Origin of the sequence: Lentibacillus sp. L22 (assembly GCF_040812445.1) — a bacterium.
Classification (GTDB): domain Bacteria; phylum Bacillota; class Bacilli; order Bacillales; family Amphibacillaceae; genus Lentibacillus_C; species Lentibacillus_C daqui.
Map to the genome: position 1 here is coordinate 166,477 of NZ_JBFNXI010000001.1, position 23,780 is coordinate 190,256.

27 protein-coding genes and 1 other RNA gene are annotated in these 23,780 nt (G+C 40.0%); 21 read left to right on the forward strand and 7 right to left on the reverse strand.

The features are described 5' to 3' along the window. Positions 1 to 174: 174 nt before the first annotated feature. From ABRT01_RS00860 to nth, 5 genes are all read left to right on the forward strand, one after another. Complete coding sequence (locus ABRT01_RS00860) at positions 175 to 720, forward strand: cell wall elongation regulator TseB-like domain-containing protein (protein ID WP_269412383.1); 546 nt, start codon at positions 175 to 177, stop codon at positions 718 to 720. Between the two features lie 14 nt (positions 721 to 734). Continuing rightward, positions 735 to 1,919, forward strand: a complete 1,185-nt coding sequence (locus ABRT01_RS00865; protein WP_367746071.1) for a pyridoxal phosphate-dependent aminotransferase — start codon at positions 735 to 737, stop codon at positions 1,917 to 1,919. A 4-nt stretch (positions 1,920 to 1,923) separates the two neighbouring features. After that, entirely contained in the window at positions 1,924 to 3,216 is a 1,293-nt protein-coding gene (gene asnS / locus ABRT01_RS00870; RefSeq protein WP_269412385.1) for an asparagine--tRNA ligase, read from the forward strand. A gap of 121 nt (positions 3,217 to 3,337) precedes the next feature. After that, a complete protein-coding gene (locus ABRT01_RS00875) occupies positions 3,338 to 4,018 on the forward strand; it encodes a DnaD domain-containing protein (RefSeq protein ID WP_269412386.1) in 681 nt (226 codons plus the stop codon). A gap of 1 nt (position 4,019) precedes the next feature. Further along, positions 4,020 to 4,667 (forward strand): endonuclease III, encoded by a 648-nt coding sequence (gene nth / locus ABRT01_RS00880; RefSeq protein WP_367746073.1) that lies wholly within the window; start codon positions 4,020 to 4,022, stop codon positions 4,665 to 4,667. Positions 4,668 to 4,707: 40 nt separating this feature from the next. Here the strand turns inward: nth and ABRT01_RS00885 are convergent, their stop codons facing one another. Both ABRT01_RS00885 and recU read right to left on the reverse strand, forming a co-directional pair. Continuing rightward, positions 4,708 to 7,551 carry a PBP1A family penicillin-binding protein gene (locus ABRT01_RS00885; RefSeq protein WP_367746076.1) on the reverse strand — a complete coding sequence of 948 codons (2,844 nt, stop codon included), beginning with the start codon at positions 7,549 to 7,551 and terminating at the stop codon, positions 4,708 to 4,710. Between the two features lie 17 nt (positions 7,552 to 7,568). Beyond that, positions 7,569 to 8,159 (reverse strand): Holliday junction resolvase RecU, encoded by a 591-nt coding sequence (recU, locus tag ABRT01_RS00890; protein ID WP_269412536.1) that lies wholly within the window; start codon positions 8,157 to 8,159, stop codon positions 7,569 to 7,571. A gap of 708 nt (positions 8,160 to 8,867) precedes the next feature. On the opposite strand from recU, the gene ABRT01_RS00895 reads away from it, so the two are divergent. The 6 genes from ABRT01_RS00895 to ABRT01_RS00920 all read left to right on the forward strand — a co-directional run bounded on the left by ABRT01_RS00895 (position 8,868) and on the right by ABRT01_RS00920 (position 12,667). After that, a complete protein-coding gene (locus ABRT01_RS00895; protein WP_367746078.1) occupies positions 8,868 to 9,083 on the forward strand; it encodes a hypothetical protein in 216 nt (71 codons plus the stop codon). A 173-nt stretch (positions 9,084 to 9,256) separates the two neighbouring features. Beyond that, positions 9,257 to 9,607, forward strand: coding sequence for a DUF1798 family protein (locus ABRT01_RS00900; RefSeq protein ID WP_367746079.1), 351 nt, complete (start codon positions 9,257 to 9,259; stop codon positions 9,605 to 9,607). Between the two features lie 307 nt (positions 9,608 to 9,914). Further along, the gene (locus ABRT01_RS00905) at positions 9,915 to 10,319 is read left to right on the forward strand and encodes a cytidine deaminase (protein ID WP_269412391.1); all 405 of its coding nucleotides are present in this window, start codon (positions 9,915 to 9,917) and stop codon (positions 10,317 to 10,319) included. A gap of 288 nt (positions 10,320 to 10,607) precedes the next feature. Further along, positions 10,608 to 10,913 (forward strand): cell division regulator GpsB, encoded by a 306-nt coding sequence (gpsB, locus tag ABRT01_RS00910; protein ID WP_269412392.1) that lies wholly within the window; start codon positions 10,608 to 10,610, stop codon positions 10,911 to 10,913. Between the two features lie 99 nt (positions 10,914 to 11,012). Beyond that, positions 11,013 to 11,389: RNase P RNA component class B (gene rnpB, locus ABRT01_RS00915), an RNA gene on the forward strand. 150 nt (positions 11,390 to 11,539) lie between these two features. Continuing rightward, positions 11,540 to 12,667, forward strand: coding sequence for a THUMP domain-containing class I SAM-dependent RNA methyltransferase (locus tag ABRT01_RS00920; protein WP_269412393.1), 1,128 nt, complete (start codon positions 11,540 to 11,542; stop codon positions 12,665 to 12,667). A gap of 238 nt (positions 12,668 to 12,905) precedes the next feature. Here the strand turns inward: ABRT01_RS00920 and ABRT01_RS00925 are convergent, their stop codons facing one another. Genes ABRT01_RS00925 through ABRT01_RS00935 form a run of 3 tightly spaced genes read right to left on the reverse strand, consistent with a single transcriptional unit; the run spans position 12,906 to position 15,226 of the window. Continuing rightward, entirely contained in the window at positions 12,906 to 14,555 is a 1,650-nt protein-coding gene (locus ABRT01_RS00925; protein WP_367746081.1) for a b(o/a)3-type cytochrome-c oxidase subunit 1, read from the reverse strand. Then, complete coding sequence (locus ABRT01_RS00930) at positions 14,555 to 15,037, reverse strand: cytochrome c oxidase subunit II (RefSeq protein ID WP_367746095.1); 483 nt, start codon at positions 15,035 to 15,037, stop codon at positions 14,555 to 14,557. The genes ABRT01_RS00925 and ABRT01_RS00930 overlap by 1 nt, the downstream gene beginning before the upstream one ends. 39 nt (positions 15,038 to 15,076) lie before the next feature. Continuing rightward, positions 15,077 to 15,226, reverse strand: coding sequence for a cytochrome c oxidase subunit 2A (locus ABRT01_RS00935; RefSeq protein ID WP_367746082.1), 150 nt, complete (start codon positions 15,224 to 15,226; stop codon positions 15,077 to 15,079). A 261-nt stretch (positions 15,227 to 15,487) separates the two neighbouring features. Between ABRT01_RS00935 and ABRT01_RS00940 the strand changes: the two genes are divergently transcribed. Together ABRT01_RS00940 and ABRT01_RS00945 are read left to right on the forward strand one after the other, a co-directional pair. After that, positions 15,488 to 16,576, forward strand: a complete 1,089-nt coding sequence (locus ABRT01_RS00940) for a type III polyketide synthase (protein WP_367746083.1) — start codon at positions 15,488 to 15,490, stop codon at positions 16,574 to 16,576. Then, positions 16,573 to 17,079, forward strand: a complete 507-nt coding sequence (locus ABRT01_RS00945; protein WP_269412397.1) for an isoprenylcysteine carboxyl methyltransferase family protein — start codon at positions 16,573 to 16,575, stop codon at positions 17,077 to 17,079. The genes ABRT01_RS00940 and ABRT01_RS00945 overlap by 4 nt, the downstream gene beginning before the upstream one ends. Positions 17,080 to 17,200: 121 nt before the next feature. On the opposite strand, the gene ABRT01_RS00950 is transcribed toward ABRT01_RS00945, so the two are convergent. Continuing rightward, on the reverse strand, positions 17,201 to 17,401 hold the full coding sequence (locus ABRT01_RS00950; RefSeq protein ID WP_088050414.1) for a cold-shock protein: 201 nt from the start codon (positions 17,399 to 17,401) through the stop codon (positions 17,201 to 17,203). A gap of 335 nt (positions 17,402 to 17,736) precedes the next feature. Here ABRT01_RS00950 and ABRT01_RS00955 point away from each other — a divergent pair, with 335 nt between their 5' ends. Then, positions 17,737 to 19,413, forward strand: a complete 1,677-nt coding sequence (locus tag ABRT01_RS00955) for a formate--tetrahydrofolate ligase (protein WP_367746085.1) — start codon at positions 17,737 to 17,739, stop codon at positions 19,411 to 19,413. Between the two features lie 117 nt (positions 19,414 to 19,530). On the opposite strand, the gene ABRT01_RS00960 is transcribed toward ABRT01_RS00955, so the two are convergent. Continuing rightward, on the reverse strand, positions 19,531 to 19,896 hold the full coding sequence (locus ABRT01_RS00960) for a DUF2512 family protein (protein ID WP_367746086.1): 366 nt from the start codon (positions 19,894 to 19,896) through the stop codon (positions 19,531 to 19,533). Between the two features lie 240 nt (positions 19,897 to 20,136). On the opposite strand from ABRT01_RS00960, the gene ABRT01_RS00965 reads away from it, so the two are divergent. The 7 genes from ABRT01_RS00965 to ABRT01_RS00995 all read left to right on the forward strand — a co-directional run bounded on the left by ABRT01_RS00965 (position 20,137) and on the right by ABRT01_RS00995 (position 23,694). Beyond that, the gene (locus tag ABRT01_RS00965; protein ID WP_367746087.1) at positions 20,137 to 21,093 is read left to right on the forward strand and encodes a thymidylate synthase; all 957 of its coding nucleotides are present in this window, start codon (positions 20,137 to 20,139) and stop codon (positions 21,091 to 21,093) included. Between the two features lie 30 nt (positions 21,094 to 21,123). After that, a complete protein-coding gene (locus tag ABRT01_RS00970) occupies positions 21,124 to 21,615 on the forward strand; it encodes a dihydrofolate reductase (protein WP_269412401.1) in 492 nt (163 codons plus the stop codon). A 9-nt stretch (positions 21,616 to 21,624) separates the two neighbouring features. Next, positions 21,625 to 22,200, forward strand: coding sequence for a molybdenum cofactor guanylyltransferase (gene mobA / locus ABRT01_RS00975; RefSeq protein ID WP_367746088.1), 576 nt, complete (start codon positions 21,625 to 21,627; stop codon positions 22,198 to 22,200). A 99-nt stretch (positions 22,201 to 22,299) separates the two neighbouring features. Beyond that, entirely contained in the window at positions 22,300 to 22,506 is a 207-nt protein-coding gene (gene tatA / locus ABRT01_RS00980; RefSeq protein WP_269412403.1) for a twin-arginine translocase TatA/TatE family subunit, read from the forward strand. 20 nt (positions 22,507 to 22,526) lie between these two features. After that, the gene (locus ABRT01_RS00985; protein ID WP_269412404.1) at positions 22,527 to 22,703 is read left to right on the forward strand and encodes a twin-arginine translocase TatA/TatE family subunit; all 177 of its coding nucleotides are present in this window, start codon (positions 22,527 to 22,529) and stop codon (positions 22,701 to 22,703) included. 86 nt (positions 22,704 to 22,789) lie between these two features. After that, entirely contained in the window at positions 22,790 to 23,554 is a 765-nt protein-coding gene (gene tatC, locus ABRT01_RS00990) for a twin-arginine translocase subunit TatC (RefSeq protein ID WP_269412405.1), read from the forward strand. 17 nt (positions 23,555 to 23,571) lie between these two features. Beyond that, positions 23,572 to 23,694, forward strand: coding sequence for a YozE family protein (locus ABRT01_RS00995; protein WP_483308144.1), 123 nt, complete (start codon positions 23,572 to 23,574; stop codon positions 23,692 to 23,694). Positions 23,695 to 23,780: the final 86 nt, after the last annotated feature.

Consider the following 23,780-nt stretch of genomic DNA (forward strand, 5'->3'; position numbering starts at 1 on the left):
TAAGGGGATCTTCTGCTAAAGTCACCCACGTCCTGTGGGTAATGCAGAAGTCACCACATCCTGTAGAAGCTTTGGAGGGAACGCGATTGCAGGGTATCAGGATAACAGCAAAGGATTCAAAAGAACTGGTAATAAATTGTCGACCAATTATTATTAAAGGAAGGCTTGCTTTAGATGATAACAAGATATACGAAGGTTAAGCCTTATTCACATGCTGGTGTACCGACCTGGCTAAAGTGGGTTGTTATTATTGTATGTCTTGTTATTCTTATTAGTTTGATCTATTTCACCTATTTGTATCATACGATTTTGCAGGATAAAACAGATGGATTTGCGGAAACACAAGCTTATGTGCTGAAGAATACGAACATAACTGAAATTGAGGACATTACCCGTTTTCAAGCTGATCAGGGCTATACGATCGTTTTGGGTAAGGCCAAGGATCAAAAGGAGCAATACGTGTTTGTTCCGGAAAAAAAAGGTGCAAAAACGGTTGTCATTGATGCGAAAAAGACAAAAGAGAAACAGGACATCATTAACCAGTGGCAGAAGCAATGCGATCAATGTAAATTAGTAAAAGTTACCCCGGCAATGATTGATGAAAAGCCATTATGGGAAGTCACATATTGGCAGGGTTCAGACAACTATATAATGGATTATTTATCGATTTACGATGGAGATCGATTTGAACAGATTCGCTTAAAAAGTATGTTTAATTAGAGGAAGGTGACAACATGGACTTAGCAAACCGGGTAAAAACAATAACACCATCATCAACATTGGCGATTACGGCAAAAGCAAAAGCATTAAAAGCCCAAGGGCACGATGTCATTGGCTTAGGAGCTGGTGAACCGGATTTTAATACACCAGAATATATTCTTGATGCGGCTGAAAAAGCAATGCGTGAAGGTTTTACCAAATATACTCCTTCAGGCGGAACAGCAGCGCTTAAGGATGCCATTATTAATAAATTTGCCAAGGACAATAAACTAACTTATCAATCGCAGCAAATTATTGTGACAACCGGGGCGAAACATGCGCTTTATACGTTATTTCAAGTATTATTAAACCCGGATGATGAAGTAATTGTCCCGGCTCCGTATTGGGTAAGCTATCCGGAACAGATTAAATTGGCCGCTGGTAAACCGGTGATTGTTGAGGCGAAGGAGAGTAATGATTTTAAAATAACTCCTGATCAACTGAAGGCAGCATTAACCGAAAAAACAAAGGCCATCGTCATTAACTCACCTAGCAATCCAACGGGAACGGTTTACAATAAAGATGAATTGAAAGCAATTGGTGAAATTTGTCTAAAACATGACATACTAATTGTTTCCGATGAAATTTACGAGAAATTGATTTATACAAGGGATGAACATGTTTCCATCGCGCAGTTGTCGGATGCATTGAAACAGCAAACGATTATCATCAATGGCGTGTCCAAATCACATGCCATGACCGGATGGCGCATTGGCTATGCGGCCGGGGATGAACAAATCATTAAAGCAATGACAAATCTTGCTTCCCACTCAACATCTAATCCAACGTCAATTGCTCAATATGCAGCGCTTGCAGCGTATACAGGCAATGATTCGACAACTAAAGAAATGAGAAAAATATTTCAGGAACGACTTAATACCTGTTACCGTTTATTAACTGAGATACCGGGCATTACTTGTAATAAGCCAAAGGGAGCCTTTTATTTATTTCCAAATGTAAAAGATGCTGTTGCAAGGAATGGCTTTGCAACAACGGACGAGTGGGTAACTGCATTATTGGAAGAAGAAAAAGTCGCTCTCGTCCCGGGATCCGGATTTGGTGCCGATGAAAATGTGCGTTTATCTTATGCAACTTCACTTGAATTATTAACAGATGCAATGACAAGAATCAATCGTTTTGTTCATCGCCATAGGAGGTAATTTTTTGAAAACAACAATCGCAGAAGTACCAGAACATGAAGGGCAAACTGTTACCATTGGTGCATGGCTTGCCAATAAGCGCTCAAGCGGAAAAATCGCTTTTTTACAACTTCGTGATGGCACAGGTTTTATTCAAGGTGTCGTCGTAAAAAATGATGTAACGGAAGAAGTATTTCAGTTAGCTAAAACAATGACACAAGAAACATCGATGTATATTACTGGGAAAATTGTTGAAGATAAACGTTCGCCGTTCGGTTACGAAATGCAGGTCGAGCAGATTGAAGTGATCCATGAGGCAATGGATTACCCGATTACACCAAAAGAACACGGGACGGAGTTTTTAATGGATCACCGACACCTGTGGTTGCGTTCCAAACGACAACATGCAGTAATGAAAATCCGAAATGAAATCATTCGTGCGACGTATCAGTTTTTTAATGAAAATGGCTATGTTAAAATCGATCCGCCAATTTTAACTGGTTCATCAGCTGAAGGGACAACCGAACTGTTCCATACAAAATATTTTGATGAGGAAGCATATCTTTCCCAAAGTGGACAGCTCTATATGGAAGCCGCAGCCATGGCATTTGGAAAAGTGTTTTCATTTGGACCGACTTTCCGGGCAGAAAAATCAAAAACAAGAAGGCATTTAATTGAATTTTGGATGATTGAACCGGAAATGGCCTTTGTTGACCATGAAGAAAGCTTAGAGATTCAGGAACAGTATGTAAGTTTTGTTGTGCAATCGGTGCTAACCAATTGCAAACTGGAGTTAGCGACACTTGAACGCGATACTTCGAAACTGGAAGCGATCAAGGCACCATTTCCAAGGATCTCATATGATAAAGCTGTTGAACTGCTAAAAGAAAAAGGCTTTGATGATATCGAATGGGGGGAGGATTTCGGAGCCCCGCATGAAACAGCAATTGCCGAAAGCTTTAATAAGCCGGTATTTATTACCAATTATCCAAAAGATATTAAAGCCTTCTATATGAAACCAGATCCAAATCGGGAAGAGGTTGTATTATGCGCCGATTTGATTGCACCTGAAGGTTATGGTGAAATTATCGGCGGGTCGCAGCGTATCGATGATTTGGCATTAATGGAGCAGCGTTATAAAGAACATAACTTGACCGGTGACGCGTATGAATGGTATTTGGAGCTGCGTAAATATGGAAGTGTGCCACATTCGGGCTTTGGGCTTGGATTGGAACGAACAGTAGCATGGCTTGCCGGAGTTGATCATGTGCGTGAAACCATCCCATTCCCACGTCTGCTAAATCGGCTCTATCCATAAAGAAAGACGCAAATATATTGACCGCTGCGACGTTGTTTTAAAAATCCCTTGTTCATACAGGGGATTTTTAAAATGGGCACAATAGGTTTGCTTTGCTATACTATGTATGGGGTGCATGATAATGGAGAGATCGATTCAAATTCAACAAATTTTACTGAACCAGCTGCAAATTCCGACTAGACTGTTAACCAATTACAAGTCGCTAGGGCTTAACGAAACAGAGGTAATGCTCCTTTTACAAATTTACCGTTTCATTTTTGATGAGAATGACTTTCCAACACCTGCAGAGTTAACATCATTTTTAACAATAAGTGAACAAGAATGCTCTGCCATGTTGCGAAAACTGATTCAAAAAGGTTTTTTGTCGATTGAACAAACGAAAGACGAGCAGGGAATTTGGAGTGAAATTTATTCGTTGGATCCACTTTGGGAAAAAATATTCTCAACAACAAAATCCGAAAAAGAGCCTGAAGAGGGTACGATATTTATTTTGTTTGAACAGGAATTTGGTCGTCCGCTTTCCCCCTTTGAAATTGAAACAGTGAATGTTTGGCTGGATGAGGACAGGCTTAGCATATCATTAATTAAAGCAGCATTAAGAGAAGCTGTTTTAATGGGGAAACTAAACTTTAAATATATTGACCGTATTTTGCGAGAGTGGAAAAAGAAGGGGATTCACACCGTTGAACAGGCGAGGGAAGCTACGCAATCATTTCATGACAAACAAATCCATAGCCAAACAAAAACAGCAACAAAACGGGATACATCCTTTTATTATAACTGGTTAGAGGGGGAAGAGTAACTTGCTATCCAAAAAACAGGTACAGTATTGTCTGGATGTCATGCGTGAGATGTTCCCTGAGGCAAAATGTGAATTAAACCATGATAATCCGTTTGAACTGGTTATTGCCGTGTTACTTTCCGCACAATGTACCGATACATTGGTGAATAAAGTAACAAAGGAATTATTTCAAAAATATAAGGAACCTGAGGATTATTTAGCCGTTTCATTAGAGGAATTACAACAGGATATTCGCTCGATCGGACTTTATCGTAACAAGGCAAAAAACATTCGCAAACTTTGTCAAATGTTAATTGATGACTATAATGGTGAGGTTCCAAGAACAAGGGAAGAACTGATGAAGCTGGCCGGGGTAGGGAGAAAGACTGCGAATGTGGTGGCATCAGTTGCCTTTAATGAGCCAGCCATTGCTGTTGACACACATGTGGAACGAGTATCGAAGCGATTGGCGATTTGCCGTTGGAAAGATTCTGTGTTGGAAGTAGAACATACTTTAATGCGAAAGGTTCCAAAAGAGGAATGGAGCCAAACCCATCACCGAATGATATTTTTCGGCCGTTACCATTGCCGCGCCAAAAACCCCAATTGCCCCGAATGTCCATTGTTGGATATTTGCAGAGAAGGGCAGAAACGGATGAAAAACAAATAAAAGAAGAGGCAACTCAAGCATGAGTTGCCTCTTCTTGTCTCTATTCGTCTGTCTGGTTATCTCCATCGCTTTGATCCTGGTCTTGTTCCTCATCTTGATTTTGGTCGTTCTCATCTTGATGATCATTATTATCTTCATCGTCTTGAGGCTGATCTTGTTCCTCAGTTTGTCCTTGTTCTTCCTGGTCATCACTCTGTTGATCCGTATTATCATCTGCTTGATTGTCTTCATCAGCAGGTGAGTCATTTTCTTCGCCAGGAATGGTAACAGTTGTACGCTGGGTATCTCCTCGTTCACCCTCTGTGTCGCCATTTTTTCCAATCGGTGTTACCGCGATAGTGTATGTTGATCCTTCCTTGGCATTGTCAATCTTGATTCCATTTGAGTTGACTGTTTGCTGCTGTGATGCTCCATTATCAGATGTGACATTTACCTCAAATGCAGCAGCAGGCCCGTCATACTTCCATGACACATCAATGGTGCCATTATTATACGATGCGTTTAATCCGCTAACTGGCTTCATATCTTCATTCTTATCTTCGTCATCATCATCACCGCCAGGCACTTTTACCGTGGTTGTTTTCGCATCACTTGTTTCATCACCACTAACAGCGACAACTTGGATTTTATATTCGCTGCCTGGATCAACCTTGGAGATCTCCATTGATTTATCTTTTGTTGTAGATAATTCTTTCATATCCCCACCATCGACACTGGCACTTACTCGGTAGGAAACATCCTTGTCCCCATTATAGTCCCAATTAATCTTAATCTTCTTGCCATCATTATCGTAGTTTGCGGCTAAGTTACTGACTGGATCAAGCTTATCAAATTTCACGGATTGCTTTGATGGTTCGTTTCCTTTAACAAATAATTCGGTAATGACTTGCGAATCCGGTGTATTGCTGCTTGGTAATCGTGCAGGGTTTGATCCATTTTCCACACCCATCTCGACCACGGAGTTTGGCTGCTTAAAGTCTTTTGTATCGATGTTTTTCGAGATATAGGACATTGTATCCTTAAATATTGCAAGTGGAACCTTTGTATCAGAAATACCAATATTATCGTTATCATAACCAGTCCATATGGATATCGTATAATTGGTTGAATAACCCGTAAACCAGGAATCTGGACTGTCTTCCACATCTGTTTTGTTAGTAGTTCCGGTTTTACCGGCAACAGGAAGCCCGGGAATATTAGCCATTTCACCTGTACCACTGGACATGACGGTTTTTAACATATCTGTAATCATGTATGCAGTATAATCGGATATGACTGGTTTTTGTTTCGGTTTAAGCTTAACAGTCCGTCCATTTGGATATTCCACTTTTGTAACCGAATAAGAGTCGCTTGATACACCTTCATTGGCAAAGGCACGAAAGGCGGTTGCAATTTCAAGTGGGTTGGTTGTAAATGATCCACCGCCAATGGCATCTCCAACGGTCATATTGTTATCACCAAAATCGAGCCCTAAATCTTCACCGAATTTTTGTGCTTTCGCACTACCGATTTCCTCGGCTGTTTTCAGGGCGGGAACATTTAAGGACTCCGCCAACGCCTTACGCATCGTAATCCAGCCTTGATATTGACCATTCCAGTTACCAGCTTTTTTATCTGTACCGGGATATTGGTATGGCTTGTCATCATTGATCTGGTGATAGGTTGACCAGTTTTCATTTTCAATCGCTGGGCCGTATGCCAAAACTGGTTTCATCGTTGAACCACCTTGACGGTTGATTTGAAGCGCGTAGTTAAACCCATCGTTTTCAAGTCCCCGGCCGCCACCGATGGCACGAATGGCCCCGTTTTGTGTATCCAATACTACCGCTCCGGCTTGTAGATCAACCATTTCATGGGTATTTGGATCTTCCACTTTTTCCGGATAATTAATCGGATTGTTATCGTCATCCGATAGCAGCAATTCAACATGTTCCTGAATATCCGGATCGAGTGTTGTGTAAATCTTAAGCCCATCGGTATAAATATCAGCATTCAGTTTGTCTTTCACTTCTTTGCGCACTTTTTGTAAAAATGCTTCATAAGGTGTTTTGGATTCTGGCACCTTATCGGTTAATAGGGACTTTATATCTGTGTCTAGCGCCTTGTCAGCCTGTTCTTTCGTTATTTTTCCGTGCTTGACCATCAAGTGTAGTACTGTTTTCATCCGATCCTTTGTTAAGTCCGGGTGCTGTTTTGGGTTATATGCAGTAGGTCGTTGTGGCAACCCGGCTAAAATGGCCGCTTCAGGCAATGTCAAATCTTTCAAATCAGTTTTTCCAAAATAAATTTGCGAGGCTTTTGCAACCCCATAAGCACCACTGCCGTAATATACTTTGTTCAAATACATTTCCAATATTTCTTCCTTGGAATATTTCCGCTCTATCTTTAAGGCAAGCCACATTTCCTGTACTTTTAAACCGATTTTTTTCTCATGAGATAAAAAAGATTTTTCCGCCAATTGTTGTGTAAGCGTACTGGCTCCCTGTGAACCAAAACCATTTGTAATGTTGCCAACCACTGCACCGCCAACCCGTTTTAGATCAATTCCGTGATGCTTGAAAAAACGGGCGTCCTCTGTGGCTGTAACAGCATCTATTAATACTTGCGGAAGATCGTCATAACTAACCCTGGTCCGTTTTTCCGACCCCATATCAGCAAATAAGTCTCCATTTTTATCATAAATTTTTGAGGAGAAGGCATCCTGCAGTTTTGCCGCATCCAGTTTGGGTGCTGTAGCAATAAAGTATGTGAATGTGCCTCCAATGCCAATGACCATGGCCAAAACAATAATACCGACGATGAGAAATATTCGTTTCCACAATGGTTTCTTTTTTGTCTTTTTTTGCTTTCTTCTAGCTATACGAGATTGGCCATTATCTGCCATTACTTATTCCTCCATCTCTAAAAATAAAGCCTGTCGATTATCTGCAAATAGTCCACCCGTTTTTGCAAATGAAAAGGGATATAATACCCATCTTCTTTGACGGCTTCATAGGGAATCGATTGTCGCCCACCATTACATTTGGTGTTCCAGAATGAAAAAAGCTTTTCCGCTTGTAAATAATAAGTTTCATTCAAAATGGCAAATCGGATAATCAAAAAACAAATTCCGCCATGCTCGACAATCGATTGCATATGTTTGATTTGATGATCGTGAATATTCGCTAGTGGAAACCGTGTTTTATGCTTTGTTTCCTTTGCTTCAAAATCGACATATTTTCCGCGATATAAGCCATTATAATCAGTAGTTGATGCCTGTTTGAAATATCCTTCTGTTATAACCGCTGCACTTCTTTTGGGATAATGTACATCAACAATTTGAACTGGCGTTGGCTTTTTATGAATAACTGCTTTATTGGACTGCAAATAATATGAATTCGTGACGTTTATATCTTCTTCGAGTGTCATTCCCCGATTACCAAAACTTTCTTTTTTGTTTGTACCAATCTGTTGATTTGGGGTACTGTATTTTCTCCCATTCGGATAATGCATCATATCCCCCCTTGCACATAGGTATCATATCAAAAAAGTATAGGGCTTGATAACTATTAATACATTATTGGCCGTTGCATCAATTCTAAAACAAGGGTTGTATCTTTCGTTATGATTCATGCAAACAAGTGATGCGAATCACCTTTATTATACAATAAAGTACAGAAAAGAACATGATTAACGGATATTCTTCAAATAAAATACATCATTGCTTGTACAGGAAGCACGGACTTCTGCGTTGCCCACAGGACATGGGTGGTTTAAGCAGAAAATCCTTATACTATTCGTATGTCTTGTGGGAAATAAGGGGGGAATAGATGGAAGCAGAGGGCTGCCCTTCTTTACGATTAGGAAAAAGGAGTAGGGGAACAAAATCGGCATAAAGCCGATTTTGTTACGTGGATGGTCGATTTGGTCCATCCAGTTTCTTATTACCATACCCACGTTGTTCCTTTTTTTGTTTATCTGCGGCTTGTTTCCGCTGCTCTTTTTTCATCATCATGCCTCCTTGTTATATCCGCCTCCGGCGCAAGAGGTACTGCCTCTTAACCTGCTACCTCCGCCATTCCTTAGCATGTCTAATTTGATAAAAAAAATCAGTTCCGCAACTATTTTTAGCTCATTTCTTCTAGTTTTGTCGAACAGGAAGGTCATTTCCCTTCTTTCGCGAATTAAGTTAATACCATAACTAAACAAGGAGTGAAGGACATGACCAGTACTGCCCGTAATATTTATTATCAAAATGATGGAATGAAAACAGCTGATTTTAATCATTCTTTGCAGCACCTTTCCGATCAAATAAGGTTGATCGAACAAAAGTTGACGATGAGAGTGGACGAAAATATCTCATATATGTATCACTTCCAGCATACGATGATTGAAAAAATCCAAACCAATATTGATTTAGTGAATCCCGGACGGTAACCATTTTACGGACTGGTCCCCGCAAAAATATCTTGACAGAATATTTCTTAGTTCAGCGTACCTACAATTCTGCCAGCTCTACTTATGGCAATTGTAAATTTCGTGAAATTGATCCGTATCAATGATAAAGTAAAGGTGAGAGAAAGATGAAATATTGAGGAGCAGGGATTACTTTGACAGATTTGAAACAGCAAACAGAACTACTGAAAGAACATTTGGATCAACTTAAGAAACGATATGAAAAAAGTCAGCCACCCGAAGATAAGCGTGATAAAGCTTTTTTTCTATTTGTTAAAGAAACAACTGAGCCAATTTATCGGATGCTTGCAACATGGGAACAAACAGCCCTCCAAGCAGTAAAGAACCGAACCCTTAACATTCATCCACACCAGATAACATCAACAAGGGAAAACATGGAATTATTATTAATGCACAGTTTTTTTGTTGATGTAAAACGAAAACGATATATGGAGTTGAACAAATCCGTTCATTATATTTTTGATCAAGTATTGCGGGATCTGTAAGTTGAATGCGGAAAATAACACTGTATAAGTGCGTGTTCAAAAAGGAGGATGAAAACGACCGAGAAGTTCTAGGCGGCGTAGCTTTGAGCACCGGAGTGTACATAAAAGGTACATGAGGAGCGGAAAAGCAAGCCAACGAGCTTCAAAGGAAGGCCGACTAAAAACGGGCTTGCGCTCAGGCGTCGGCATACCCCTTTTGCAGGGGCACGTCATTTTTACCGGACTTTTTGAACATCCTCTATAAGCTTTACAATCGGTGAATTGTTACGTATAATAACATTCAACTTTGAAAGGGGCTGCGTGTGCAATGGAAGGAATAAAATTGGTTGACAAGGCAAAAGCAATAAGGGATAAAGCCTATGTTCCTTATTCAAATTTCCCGGTTGGAGCGGCACTATTAACCAAATCAGGGAAAATATATACCGGTTGTAACATCGAAAACGCAGCATACCCTGTGACATGTTGTGCGGAGCGAGTTGCGATTTTTAAAGCCATTGCTGATGGGGAAAGAGAGTTTAAGGAAATGGCTGTAGTAGCCGATACGCCAAGACCTGTGCCTCCATGTGGTTCCTGTCGCCAAGTGATGAGCGAGTTTTTCGACCAGTCAATGCTTATTTCGTTGGCTAATTTACACAATGAAACAAAAACCATTACGGTTAAAGACTTATTACCGTTCTCATTTCAACCTGAAGATATGACCAACGCGGAATAATAACGCATAAAGCCAGTGCAAAAGGTTGTTTTTTAAAAATATTTCGCTCTATTCTGCCGTTATCAGGAAAACTTCAGGATTCTTACTGTGATAAGCCAACATTGGCAAGCAGGGAGGTTGTGCAATACAATGCCTGGCGCGGCAACATCGAGCCTCATGTGTTTACAGACGCAGTTTATCGGCTGTTAATTCTGGTCGCTTTTCGCTTTTGCACAATAAAAATTGACATTTGCGTGTTTATTTGAAAAAATATAAGTGTGTATTTTGTCCAAAATATGGGGTGATGAAATGAACTCAAATCGTATTCAACTTACTGGGAAAGAGATTCTTGAAAAAAACTTTAAGACAGCGATGCGCGGCTATAATCAAGAGGAGGTAGATGAATTCCTCGACACAATTATACAAGATTATGATGCCTTTCAACAAGAAATCGAACGGCTTGAACAAGAAAATGAGCGATTACAACAGCAAACAGATCAACCGAAAACGCGGACGCAAACACCGAACCATCAAGTTAACTACGATATTCTCAAGCGTGTGTCGAATTTGGAAAAGGCAGTGTTTGGTAAAAAATATGTAGAGTCGGAAGGGTAAAATGTCAAAAAAGATATGGTAATTTGATTTTTCGAGCTGTCTTTTTTTACCAGTGCAATCAAACAATAAATATGGTATACTCCTAATAATTGATATTGAATACTGACGTAATCGCTGCATAACACATGCAGAGGAAAGTCCATGCTCACACAAACTGCGATGTTTGTAGTGTTCGTGCTTGACGAAATCATAAGTCAAGGTAACCATTACGGTTAACGGCAGGGGAAATTCCTAAGTCAATAAGATATGGAATGCGACCCTTGAAAGTGCCACAGTGACGTAGTCTGAGTGGAAACACTTGGAATGGAACGAGGTAAACCCCACGAGTGAGCAACCCAAATAATGGTAGGGGCATCCTTGACTAGGGAAATGAACCGAAAAAGGGACAAGTCTTTGGCTTGTAGATAGATGATTACGCCCAATGTACGAGGTTGACCACCGTTTGAGTACAAGGGAACAGAACATGGCTTATGACGTATTCAATGGTCAAGGAAATCGAACCTTTCTATTGCGTAATTGCTTTAGGTAAGGTTTTTTTATTTTATCATAGGACTATCTTTTTCATTTCTTTGATAGTTTTGGTAAACTTAATGGTATCTACATAAAGGAAACGAGGACGTAAAAGAATGCAACAACAAGTAAATTTAATCGCTACCGCAGCAATGGGACTGGAGTCTGTTGTTGCAAGTGAAGTAAAAAAACTTGGCTATGAGGTAGCAGTTGAAAACGGGAAAGTACAATTTAAAGCACCTGTTTCCGCCATCCCACGGTGTAATTTATGGTTGCGCACAGCGGATCGGGTACGACTGCTTGTGGGGGAGTTTGCGGCAACAACATTTGATGAGTTGTTTGAAAAGACAAAGGCATTGCCGTGGGAAGATTTTATCACGGAGGATGGAAAATTCCCGGTAGCTGGCAAATCTTTTAAATCTGTATTGCATAGTGTTCCAGATTGTCAAGCCATCGTCAAAAAAGCTATTGCTGAACGGCTCAAATTGAAATACGGACTTGCAACCAACATGCCAGAAACCGGTGCACCATACAAAATTGAGATCGCCATCCACAAAGATACCGCAACGCTAACCATCGATACGTCCGGAACAGGCTTGCATAAGCGTGGATACCGGGTAGGACAGGGCGAGGCTCCTTTAAAGGAAACCATGGCCGCAGCTCTTGTCAAATTAACGAATTGGTATCCTGACAAGCCATTTATTGACCCATTTTGCGGCTCAGGTACTATACCAATCGAAGCCGCATTAATCGGCCAAAATATCGCTCCAGGTTTCAACCGTGAATTTGCTTGTGAGCAGTGGGGATTTATTAACCAGAATGATTGGGTTCGAGCATTTGAAGAAGCAGAAGATCTGGCAAATTATGATCAAAAGCTGGATATTACCGGTTCTGATATTGATCATAACATGGTGAAAATCAGCAAAGATAATGCAACAGAAGCTGGATTGGGTGACTTAATTTCATGGAAACAAATGCAAGTGAAAGATCTTTTTATCCGAAAAAAAGACGGTTATCTTGTTGGTAACCCGCCGTATGGGCAGCGAATCGGAGATAAGGATTCCATCGCCCGAATATACAAGGATCTTGGCATGGTTATGAACAGTCATCCAAGCTGGAGCGTCTATATACTGACTGCTTTTGAGGATTTTGAAAAACATTACGGTAAAAAGGCAACAAAAAAGCGCAAACTATTTAATGGGTTTATCCGTACAGATTATTACCAATACTTTGCGAGCCGCTAGAGAGAAACAGACCAAAAATAAAAGAGAGGGTGCTGATTTCCTCTCTTTTAGTACCAAATCCTTATTCAACTAATCGTATTTATAATTCGTTTGTAAACGCGATCCTGGTCAAAACCTTGTCCCATCGGAAATTGCTCAACTAAATTGTTATTTTGATCCAGGAAATACGTAAATGTGGAATGAATGATATCACCTGTACCCGGATCCCGATATAGGAAACCAAGTGATATCTCTTTTTTTACCAGAACTTATACCCGGGCGATCCTGGTGGTGCGTTCTGAATAATATCGATGAATGGAATCGTGTATGCAAAAAGAATCAATGCGCACGTTACGCCGATCCATAACTTCCAGTTTTCCAAAATCTTCGGAGTTGGACTTGCGGCATCGGCAACAGTCGCGACCGGAAATTCTTCTTTTCCTTTCGGTGCAAAGAATGCCAGATTGATAAAAATAACCAACATAATAATCATCCCGATAAATAAGATGGATCCACCAATGGCTTGGGCAATTTGATATGCGCCAAATCCTGCTGTATCCGCATTACCTGCATATTCGGAATATGCTGATCGGCGTGGTCCCCCGAGTAAACCTTCCCAGTGCATGGCCCCGGACATAATTGCCATTCCGACTGACCAAAATATGGTTTGGATAATCCCCAGTTTATTCATTTTGGCGGTTAATTTTCGGCCAGTAATCGAAGGGATGAGCCAATAAGCAATCCCGAAAAATGTTAAAATAACCGATGTTGCTGCTGTCAAATGAAAATGTCCGGTTACCCAAATGGTATTATGGATGACTTGATTCATCTGATTGGATGCGTTAATAATTCCACCTGTCCCTGCAGGAATGAACCAAACCATACCAATGAATGGTGCCAAGAAACGAACGTCTTTCCATGGCATTTTTTTTAGCCACCCAAACAGGCCTTTTGCCCCTAATTCCCGTCCGCGCATTTCAAAGGAAGCAAAAACTGAGAACGCAGTCATCAACGATGGAATTACCACCATAAATGTCAGAACCACTTGCAAGTATTTCCAAAACGGATCGATACCAGGTTCGGTCAACTGATGGTGAAAACCAACCGGAATCGAGAATAATAATAGCAGGATAAAGGTCAAACGCGCTAACGAGTCCGAGAATATTTTCCCGCCAATAATTTTTGGGATAATGGCATACCAGCACATGTAAGCGGGCAATAGCCAAAAATAAACAAGCGGATGGCCGAAATACCAGAACAAGGTCCGGCTTACCAGTACGTCAATCGTATCTGTAAACCCTAGTGACCATGGGATAAATTGAATTAACGCGGCTGCCGCAACCCCAAGTGTTGCGATCTGCCATAACAACATCGTCACGACACCCATGTAACTTAATAGTGGTGTCCGTTTACCACGATTTTCTTTTCGCCATCGTGCATGACGATGAAAGATTATAAATCCTTCAAGCCAGCTTCCGATAATTACCAATACAAGGCCAATGTAAAAAGCGGGATGCGCCTGCAATGGAGCATAAAACGTATAAAGTACCGAAGCTTCATTTAATAAAATAACTGTTGCCGTACAGCAAACTCCGATTACCATCATAAAGAAACCAATCCAGGCCAATTTTCGCTCATTCAAGCTATATGCGCCCGCTGTCTTGCTTTGCGTTGCAATTACAAAACCTATAATAAAGAAAGTTGTCAGTACAAGTCCTAATATGACTCCATGTAATGTTAGAATCTGATAATAGTCAATTCCAGCTGGTAATGTTACTTTTCCCGAACGAACCAGTGTTTGAAGCAATCCTGCCGTAGCGCCAATCAATAACGCTGAAAAAGCGACAAACATATGGGCCATCGTTAATCTGGCATCAGGTGCTGTAATACTTCTGATTGATTTGATCATTATTCCATCACCTCAATTGTTGCGGTCATATAATGGTGTCCCGTACCGCAATATTCGTTACAGAGCAGTGTGTATTTTCCGGGTTTATCAAACGTATTGGTGTAAGTGCTGATATATCCCGGTTCGAGCATCATGTTTACGTTTGTACCGACTAATTCAAATCCGTGGACAACGTCTTTCGTAGTGACAATAAAATGAACTGTCGATCCTTTGGGAATCTGTACCAGCTTTTCATTATTGCCGACGTCATAATTAAATGCAGAGGCAACAATGGTAAGCTCGTATTCATTGTCACCAATTTGCTTCAGTCCAGGTTTATTAAATGGCGCTTTTTCATCAACTTTTTCCGGATCAATGGTAACAGCATAGCTTGGGGGTTGATTACCCAAATAAAATGCACTGATGCCAATGGTAATAAGAAAAATGAGTAATGTTGCTGTTCCGAATAAAAGCCAGATTTTTTCATATTTGTGCATATCCATGGTATTTATCGACTCCTTTCTCGACATGTAACCTTCCTTCTAACGGGACTGAAATAATATCCAAACGCCAATCCAGGACACAATAATGAATGCACCCAACAGCATTACGGATGTAAAGGTACCTTTTAAAGAGCTGTTTTCGTCGGTTTTGAGTTTCTCAACCTTTTTTTGCTGTAGCTGATTTGTCATTGCTAATCCCTCCTTGTAGCTTCATAGTGAACCGTTACCATTATTTTCACGAAAAGGTGGATTACTTTCTGTGACAAACATCACAAATAAGTCAAAAGTCACAAAACTGACACGTAGCTGGAAGAAAAAGAGACCTTATTCAAGGAATTTGTCATAATTTCATTAAAACAACACAACCTATAAATAAGATCTTTATGTTACAAAATTGATACATTTGGTCGTATTTTGGTATTAAGTCGATAGAGGATAAAAGGTGATTGGATGACATATATTTGTTCGGCAGGTGTTGGCGTTCCCGATTATGAGATGAACCAACAGGAAATTAAAGAACTCGTTGGCGGACTATTCCCCTATACGGAAAAACAACTGGAAAGGTTACTTCCTGTATTTGATCATGCAGCAATCGCGAAACGGCAATTTGTCGTTCCAAAAGATTGGTTTCTTCATCAGCACTCATTTCAGGAAAAAAATAAATTATATCAAACGCTCGCTACTCGTTATGCATTACGGGCCATTGATCATTGTTTGACAAACCGGCAATTTGCTAAACAGGATATTCCCTATCAGGCCATTGATATGATCATTTTTGTCTCCAGTACAGGTATTGCGACACCATCGCTGGATGCTCACCTGATGAATGAACGACCATTTCGTGAAGATGTGGAGCGAATGCCATTATGGGGGCTGGGTTGTGCAGGCGGTGCGATCGGGTTATCCCGTGCAGCTGATTTCCTGACCGCCCATCCCAAAAAAACAGTGCTTGTTATAGGTGCGGAATTATGCAGTCTCACTTTTCAAAAGGATGATCATAAGAAGAGTAATTTGGTTGGTACTGCCTTATTTAGTGACGGAGTTGGGGCTGTATTTTTATGTGGTGAGCAGTCAAAATATTGCTCCAATCGGACAAAAATATTACCACGAATCACCCGTAAAGGTACGTTCACTAAAAAGGATAGCTTATCCATCATGGGATGGGATATTACCAATAATGGCATGGAAGTCATTTTCTCAAAGAGCATTCCAAACCTTGTAAAAACGCTTTGGAAGGATCATATTGAGTCATTTCTTAGTGGAGCCGGCCTGGAAGAACAAAAGATTCACTCATTCATAGCTCATCCAGGCGGAAAAAAAGTGTTGCAGGCAATGGAGGAAACACTACATATCCCGACTGAAAAATTAATACATTCATACAATGTATTGCGTGATCACGGGAATATGTCATCAGGTACTGTTTTTTATGTTTTGTATGAATGGATGAAAGAGGTGTTTCAGGGGAAAGAGCAAAGCATTTTGTCAGCCCTGGGACCTGGCTTTAGTTCGGAACTATTATTATTGGAGTGGAATGAATGACAATATGGATGAGTGTTTTAATTGGTGTAATCATCTGTCAGCGGCTGGTTGAGCTTTATATTGCAAAGCGAAATGAAAAATGGATGAAGGCACGTGGCGGTATTGAACGGGGCAAGAAACATTATAAATGGTTTATCGTACTGCATGTACTATTTTTCTTGTCCATTATTGCAGAAGTAAGTGCGAATCCTGCACCAAGACAATTAAATTATTTTCTATTTATAATATTTATCGCCACGCAAATGGGAAGGATTTGGTGTATTTATACACTTGGGAGGTTTTGGAATACAAAAATCATTGTCCTGCCAAGAGTCTCCCTTATAAAAAAGGGTCCATATAAGTATATGAAGCATCCAAATTATCTTATTGTGCTGATTGAGTTATTTGTTATTCCATTGTTACTTGGAGCCTATTTTTCCGCCATTTTATTTCCAATGTTGCACCTGGGGCTGTTAAGATTACGCGTACCACAGGAAGATCGGGCATTAACAAAAGTAACATGAAAGAAAAAGTGCAAGTGCTTATGGAGGGTAACCGAAAAGTCCGTTATTTAAATAAGAAATAAGCACACTAATAATAAATAAAAGCGGTAATCGATGTACGATTACCGCTTTATATATGAATTTATTTCTTCACTACATTTGCTGCTTGTGGGCCGCGTTCACCTTCAACAATTTCAAAAGACACTTCTTGTCCTTCTTCAAGTGTTTTGAATCCTTCTTCTTGAATGGCAGAATAGTGTACAAATACATCATTTCCGTCTTCAATTTGAATGAAACCATAACCCTTTTCTGCGTTGAACCATTTTACTACTCCGTTTTCCATTGTATTTTGTCCTCCCTAAAACTTTCACGCAAAAGCATGTATACACATCCCTTAAAACGTGTTGATAATACAAAGTCCAGATGATATAGAAAAACAGCCACTATAGAAGAGCAGGATCATAATTGCATCCACTTCTATAGAAGCTGTCTGTCATTCATGATTCCATACATCTTCTTTGCTTGTGTAAATAATAGCTTATTTTAATTGCTCCGTCAAGCATAAGACAAAAAAATTCCATGTTTTTTCGAAACTTTTCGGCTATATTTTTAACTTATTTCCAGATATAATGAAGATACTTGGAAAATGGCAGTTAACTTTTAGGTGGAAAGGATGTCATGGACGTGAAAACCGATATTGAAATTGCTCAAGAAGCAAAACTAAAACCGATTAGGGACATTGCACAACGCTTACAGCTTACGGATGAAGACTGGGAACCATATGGGCATACCAAAGCAAAACTGTCGGATAACCTGCTGACAAAGCTGGGGAATAATCCGGATGGGAAGATCATTTTAGTTACATCAATCAATCCAACACAGGCGGGGGAAGGAAAATCCACTGTAACAGTTGGATTGGGTCAAGCGTTGGATAAAATTGGAGAAAAAGCGATCATTGCATTACGTGAGCCTTCTTTAGGTCCTGTCATGGGAATGAAAGGGGGGGCAGCAGGAGGTGGCTATTCTCAAGTTCTCCCCATGGAAGAAATCAATTTGCACTTTACCGGTGATTTGCATGCCATCACAAGTGCCAATAATGCGTTGGCAGCATTAATCGATAACCATATTCAACGGGGAAATGATTTACGGATTGATCCGCGTCGAGTTGAATGGAAACGGGTTATAGACATGAATGATCGTGTTCTGAGACAAATCGTTGTTGGACTGGGTGGACCAAAACAGGGTATCCCACGTGAAGATGGATTTACGATTACAGTTGCTTCCGAGATAATGGCCATTCTTTGTCTGGCAACTGGTTTGGATGATCTAAAAGAACGAATATCCCGCATTGTTATTGGATATACGTATGAAGAAGAGCCGGTAACGGTGAAGGATCTAAAGGTCGAGGGTGCGCTGACATTATTATTGAAAGACGCGATAAAACCAAATCTTGTCCAAACAACCGAAAATACACCAGCAATTATCCATGGTGGTCCATTTGCCAATATTGCTCACGGATGCAATAGCCTCATGGCGACCAAAACAGCAGCCAAATTGGCGGATTATGTAGTAACCGAGGCGGGTTTTGGTGCCGATCTTGGTGCAGAGAAATTTTTAGATATTAAAACACGTGCGGGGGATTTTGAACCAAGCGCTGTTGTCATTGTCGCCACAGTCCGGGCTTTAAAAATGCATGGCGGTATGAAAAAAGACCAATTGACCGAAGAAAATCTTGATGCATTAAAGAATGGAATGGCTAATCTGGAAAAACATATCGAGTCGATTGAATCATTTGGATTGCCATATATAATAGCCATTAATAAATTCCCTACGGATACGGAAAGAGAAACCTCTTTTATTGAATCATGGTGTCATGAAAGAGGAATCGATGTTGCTTTGACAGATGTATGGGCCAAGGGTGGAGATGGTGGAATCGGGTTGGCAAAAAAAATCGTTCAGAAAACAAGCACTACCACATCCCATTTTCAGCGGATTTACGAACCTGAGGAGTCACTAAAGACCAAGATACGAAAGATTGCCCAGACTGTCTATGGTGCGGATGACATTGAATTATCCCCTAAAGCGGCCGAACAGCTACAGTATTATGAACAACAAGGATGGGGCAATTTATCCATTTGTATGGCGAAGACGCAATATTCGCTATCCGATGATCCCTCGCTGGTGGGTAGACCAAGGGGATTTACGCTGACTATTCGGGAAATGCGTGCAGCGATTGGGGCCGGCTTTATTGTGGTATTAACAGGAACAATGATGACCATGCCGGGATTACCTGCGCATCCAGCAGCACTGGATATGGACGTCACAGCAGATGGCCGGATTACGGGACTGTTTTAATGGAATAACAGAAGCAGTTGATTAAAAATGAACGTAAAAGTAATACACCTGAACGAGTTTCAGTTTCGTTTAAAAAACAGATCGGGCACTGCATAGCCCGATCTGTTTATAGTCTAATTAATCAGTAAGAGGTTCTTCTTTATCTACACGACCGGATCCCAAAAGCCAGTAATGCTGGAATATTTCGGTTATGCCAATAATAATGCCGGTTAACACTGCTCCCCAAAAGGTAACATGGGTTCCATTAAAAAGCATCGCTCCAAAATAAACGACTAATGTAGTCACAACAAAATCAATGGCCGTACTTACCCAGTTAGTATTTTTACGGAGCATACCAACTTCCATGTAGTAACCGATAACCGCCAATACTACACCAATGATAATCGGCTGATACCAAGCGGCAAAATTGACATTGGGAAAAATCCATGAAGCGAGAATGACACTGATTGGACAGACAATTAATTTTACAATAAAACCACTCATTTTTATCCCACCTTTTTTGCTTAATATAACTAGTGTTTGTCATATGATGCAGATTATGTACAAAGGCGGAAGCGTCCGGTTAGCGGTGTATGTGCTGGAGACGGACGGGGCTCATTTCTAAGAATGAACAATTAACGCAAAATAAATTTCAATAATTTACTTACTTTCACTCGTGGGTTACAATAGGAGAAGACAAAATTGATTTTATTGATCAGTTTATCGGCAAGGAGAGAAATAAGCGTGATAAAAAATGAACAAGCATACCTTGATCTATGCAGGACGGTACTAAATACCGGTACAAAAAAAGCAGATCGCACTAATACTGGCACTTTTTCGATATTTGGACATCAGATGCGTTTTGATTTAAGGGAAGGCTTTCCGCTTTTAACAACAAAAAAGGTGCCGTTTCGTTTAATCGCTAGTGAATTACTTTGGTTTATTAATGGAGATACAAATATTCGCTACTTACTTGAAAATAATAACAATATCTGGAATGAATGGGCTTTTAAAAAATGGGTTGAGAGCGATGATTATGATGGACCGGATATGACCGACTTTGGTAATCGTTCCCAAAAGGATCCAGAATTTAATGAACAATATCAGGAGCAAATGTCTCAATTCAAATCCAATATGCTTACTGATGATATGTTTGCCGAAAAATATGGTGACCTTGGATCGGTTTATGGTAAACAATGGCGTGCATGGAAAATGTCAAACCAAAAAACAATTGATCAGTTGAAAAACGTAATCGAATCGATTAAAAACAACCCTGATTCCCGCCGCCATATTGTTACTGCCTGGAATCCGGAAGATGTTCCGACAATGGCTTTACCACCATGTCACACTTTATTTCAATTTTATGTAGCGGATGGCGAACTTTCCTGCCAGCTGTACCAACGAAGTGCCGACATCTTCTTGGGATTGCCGTTTAATATTGCCAGCTATGCACTGTTAACCCATCTGATTGCCTTAGAATGTAATTTGGAGGTCGGTGAGTTTATTCATACGCTTGGTGATGCGCATATTTATACGAATCACGTGGAACAGGTAAAGATTCAGCTTAATCGGGAGCTTAGATCACTCCCTGAACTCAAATTAAATCCGGATAAGAAATCCATTTTTGACTTCCAACTAGCTGATTTTGAACTCGTGAACTATCATCCACATCCGACCATCAAGGCACCAATTGCCGTATAAAGAAACGAAAGGGAAAGGGGGAGGTTTTTGATGATCTCATTACTTGTTGCGATGGATCGCAAGCAAGTCATTGGTTCTGATAATGGTTTACCGTGGCATTTACCAAAGGACCTTCGTTTTTTTAAAGAATTGACAACCGGGCATACGATTGTTATGGGACGGAAAACTTTTGAATCAATTGGCAAAGCATTACCCAACCGCAAAAACTATGTTATAACCAGTCATAGTGAAAATGAATTTCCCGAGGATGTCTCTGTCCTGCGTGATTTGGCAACGATAAAAAACTGGAATGACCAGCACCCGGATGAGGAGTTCTTTGTGATTGGCGGAGGCACTATTTTTGAACAGATTATCAATGATGCCGATCGGATGTATATCACTTATATTGATGAAGTGTTCGATGGAGACATACATTTTCCAATTTTTACAATGGATAAATGGTCGTTAACCTCGAAAATTAAAGGGGAAAAAGATGAGAAAAATCCGTATGACTATTATTTTTTGCAATATGATCGCAGGTAAGTGTGGTTTATGAAATATTGTGGCGTTATTTTAGCTGGCGGAAAATCTCTTAGAATGGGGCAAACAAAGTCGTTACTGCCATTACGAGATGAACCAGTTGTTTCACATATTGTAAGGGAAATAAAAAAATGTGTTGACGAGGTTGTCATCGTTGCTAATGATCCATCAGCATATACATTTCTGCAAGTACCAATCGTCAAGGATCGATACACTGGGGCAGGTCCGTTGGCGGGAATGGAAGCAGCATTTCATCGGGATGCAGATGTCTTTGTCGTTTCCGCTTGTGATACCCCGTTTATCAATCATCAGGTCTATATGCAGCTAATGGGATATCTGAACGGAAATGATGCAGTAATTCCGAAATATGGTGAGCGAATCCATCCATTGGCCGGAATTTATAAAAAATCTGTCTTACCGGTAGTACAACAACAATTGGAGAACAATGTTCGTAAAGTTGATCGTATGTTTGATTTTCTTCAGGTCGCCTATGTGAATGATTTTGGGATAATATCTGATGATATACTTGAGAAGCATTTTTTTAATATGAATCATCCTGCACAATATGACTGGGCAAAGCAGGTATGAGTTGTCCGTTTGGGAAGACCGTGTTAAACTGGATATGTTACATAATGATTTTAAAATCTATGGAATTAGCGGTATAATGATTACAAAGAGGTGGACGTTATGTTTGCAAATATAGGATTCCCTGGGCTTATATTAATTTTAATTATTGCATTAGTTATTTTTGGACCTAAAAAACTTCCCGAAATTGGCAAGGCAGCCGGTCATTCATTGCGGGAGTTTAAAGATTCTGCTCGTGAACTGACTAGTGATGTAACTGATGAGGTAAAAGAAACAAAAGAAATAATCAGCGGAAAAGAAACGAAATAAATCATTCGGAGTGATCTATCATGTTTAGCAACATTGGGATTCCAGGATTAATTTTAATATTGATTGTTGCATTAGTCATTTTTGGCCCATCGAAACTTCCGGAAATCGGTAAGGCATTTGGAAGCTCACTAAAAGAGTTTAAGAATGCAACAAAAGATATTGTCTCTGATGATGAAAAAAAGGATAACGACAAGTAATTCACTGTATTAAATTTCAGGCTAGAAGGTGTAGGGGGTAAACCTTACATCTTCTTTTTGCCTTAAACTGCAAGGAGCGTAAATCCATGTCTGAAGATCAACAATCCACAATGTCAAATGAAAAAGAAATGAATGTTACTGGTCATTTATCCGAGTTGAGAAATCGGCTAATCGTTACAGCGGTATTTTTTGTGCTGTTTTTTATCTTGGGCTTCATTTATGTGAAGGATATTTATGGCTTCTTTGTAAATGATTTACCTTTCGAGTTGAATGTAATCAGCCCTGGTGAGATTATCTGGATTTATTTTACAATGGCAGGGCTTATTGCCGTCATCGGAACCATACCCGTTATGCTTTTCCAGATTTGGTTGTTCGTAAAACCTGGATTAACACCTGTTGAGCGCAAAGCCTCTGCTTTATACATACCCGCAGCGTTTTTATTATTTATTGCAGGGCTTGTGTTTGGATACATTATATTTGTCAAGCTGATCTTGCCATTTTTACTCTCATTAAATGATGGAATGTTTAATGAACTGTTTACAGTCGATAAGTATTTTAAATTTCTCTTGCGTGTAACAATACCATTTGCCATTTTGTTTGAGATACCTATTATCTCCATGTTTTTGACCAGGATTGGTGTTCTTACACCGGATTTCATGGTAAAAACGCGGAAGTATGCCTATTTTATTTTAGTTATTATCGGGGCAGCTGTAACGCCACCTGACTTTGTATTACAGATAGTTGTGGCCATACCGCTAATTTTGCTATACGAAATCAGTATTTACTTCTCAAAAATTGTATATCGGAAAAAGTTACGCAAGCATCAGGAATTTATGGATCAGGATGACTAGGAACAGGGAGGGAAAACATGCGAACTTTTTATCACTATATGATGACCTATCGGGGCAAAAAGCAGCCAGATGAAAAAAGCAAGCTGGCGGATTGGATATTTTACGATCATGATTTCCCTAAACAGGATGACGTAAAATAGTTTGTGTAAAATATTTGAGACGAAAAAAAGAGGTAGGGTATCCTCAAAATTGGACAACAAATAAAGAGAGGAGAAACCCTACCATG

Coding starts and splice junctions, on each gene's coding strand:
- tatC (WP_269412405.1), top strand. CDS start 22,790: ATGTCTGAAGATCAACAATCCACAATGTCAAATGAAAAAGAAATGAAT.
- gpsB (WP_269412392.1), top strand. CDS start 10,608: ATGAACTCAAATCGTATTCAACTTACTGGGAAAGAGATTCTTGAAAAA.
- ABRT01_RS00945 (WP_269412397.1), top strand. CDS start 16,573: ATGACAATATGGATGAGTGTTTTAATTGGTGTAATCATCTGTCAGCGG.
- ABRT01_RS00985 (WP_269412404.1), top strand. CDS start 22,527: ATGTTTAGCAACATTGGGATTCCAGGATTAATTTTAATATTGATTGTT.
- ABRT01_RS00955 (WP_367746085.1), top strand. CDS start 17,737: ATGGACGTGAAAACCGATATTGAAATTGCTCAAGAAGCAAAACTAAAA.
- ABRT01_RS00885 (WP_367746076.1), bottom strand. CDS start 7,551: ATGGCAGATAATGGCCAATCTCGTATAGCTAGAAGAAAGCAAAAAAAG.
- recU (WP_269412536.1), bottom strand. CDS start 8,159: ATGCATTATCCGAATGGGAGAAAATACAGTACCCCAAATCAACAGATT.
- ABRT01_RS00950 (WP_088050414.1), bottom strand. CDS start 17,401: ATGGAAAACGGAGTAGTAAAATGGTTCAACGCAGAAAAGGGTTATGGT.
- ABRT01_RS00930 (WP_367746095.1), bottom strand. CDS start 15,037: ATGGATATGCACAAATATGAAAAAATCTGGCTTTTATTCGGAACAGCA.
- mobA (WP_367746088.1), top strand. CDS start 21,625: ATGAAATATTGTGGCGTTATTTTAGCTGGCGGAAAATCTCTTAGAATG.
- ABRT01_RS00865 (WP_367746071.1), top strand. CDS start 735: ATGGACTTAGCAAACCGGGTAAAAACAATAACACCATCATCAACATTG.
- ABRT01_RS00925 (WP_367746081.1), bottom strand. CDS start 14,555: ATGATCAAATCAATCAGAAGTATTACAGCACCTGATGCCAGATTAACG.
- ABRT01_RS00960 (WP_367746086.1), bottom strand. CDS start 19,896: ATGAGTGGTTTTATTGTAAAATTAATTGTCTGTCCAATCAGTGTCATT.
- ABRT01_RS00875 (WP_269412386.1), top strand. CDS start 3,338: ATGGAGAGATCGATTCAAATTCAACAAATTTTACTGAACCAGCTGCAA.
- ABRT01_RS00905 (WP_269412391.1), top strand. CDS start 9,915: ATGGAAGGAATAAAATTGGTTGACAAGGCAAAAGCAATAAGGGATAAA.
- tatA (WP_269412403.1), top strand. CDS start 22,300: ATGTTTGCAAATATAGGATTCCCTGGGCTTATATTAATTTTAATTATT.
- ABRT01_RS00970 (WP_269412401.1), top strand. CDS start 21,124: ATGATCTCATTACTTGTTGCGATGGATCGCAAGCAAGTCATTGGTTCT.
- ABRT01_RS00895 (WP_367746078.1), top strand. CDS start 8,868: ATGACCAGTACTGCCCGTAATATTTATTATCAAAATGATGGAATGAAA.
- ABRT01_RS00860 (WP_269412383.1), top strand. CDS start 175: ATGATAACAAGATATACGAAGGTTAAGCCTTATTCACATGCTGGTGTA.
- ABRT01_RS00920 (WP_269412393.1), top strand. CDS start 11,540: ATGCAACAACAAGTAAATTTAATCGCTACCGCAGCAATGGGACTGGAG.
- ABRT01_RS00995 (WP_483308144.1), top strand. CDS start 23,572: ATGCGAACTTTTTATCACTATATGATGACCTATCGGGGCAAAAAGCAG.
- ABRT01_RS00935 (WP_367746082.1), bottom strand. CDS start 15,226: ATGACAAATCAGCTACAGCAAAAAAAGGTTGAGAAACTCAAAACCGAC.
- ABRT01_RS00940 (WP_367746083.1), top strand. CDS start 15,488: ATGACATATATTTGTTCGGCAGGTGTTGGCGTTCCCGATTATGAGATG.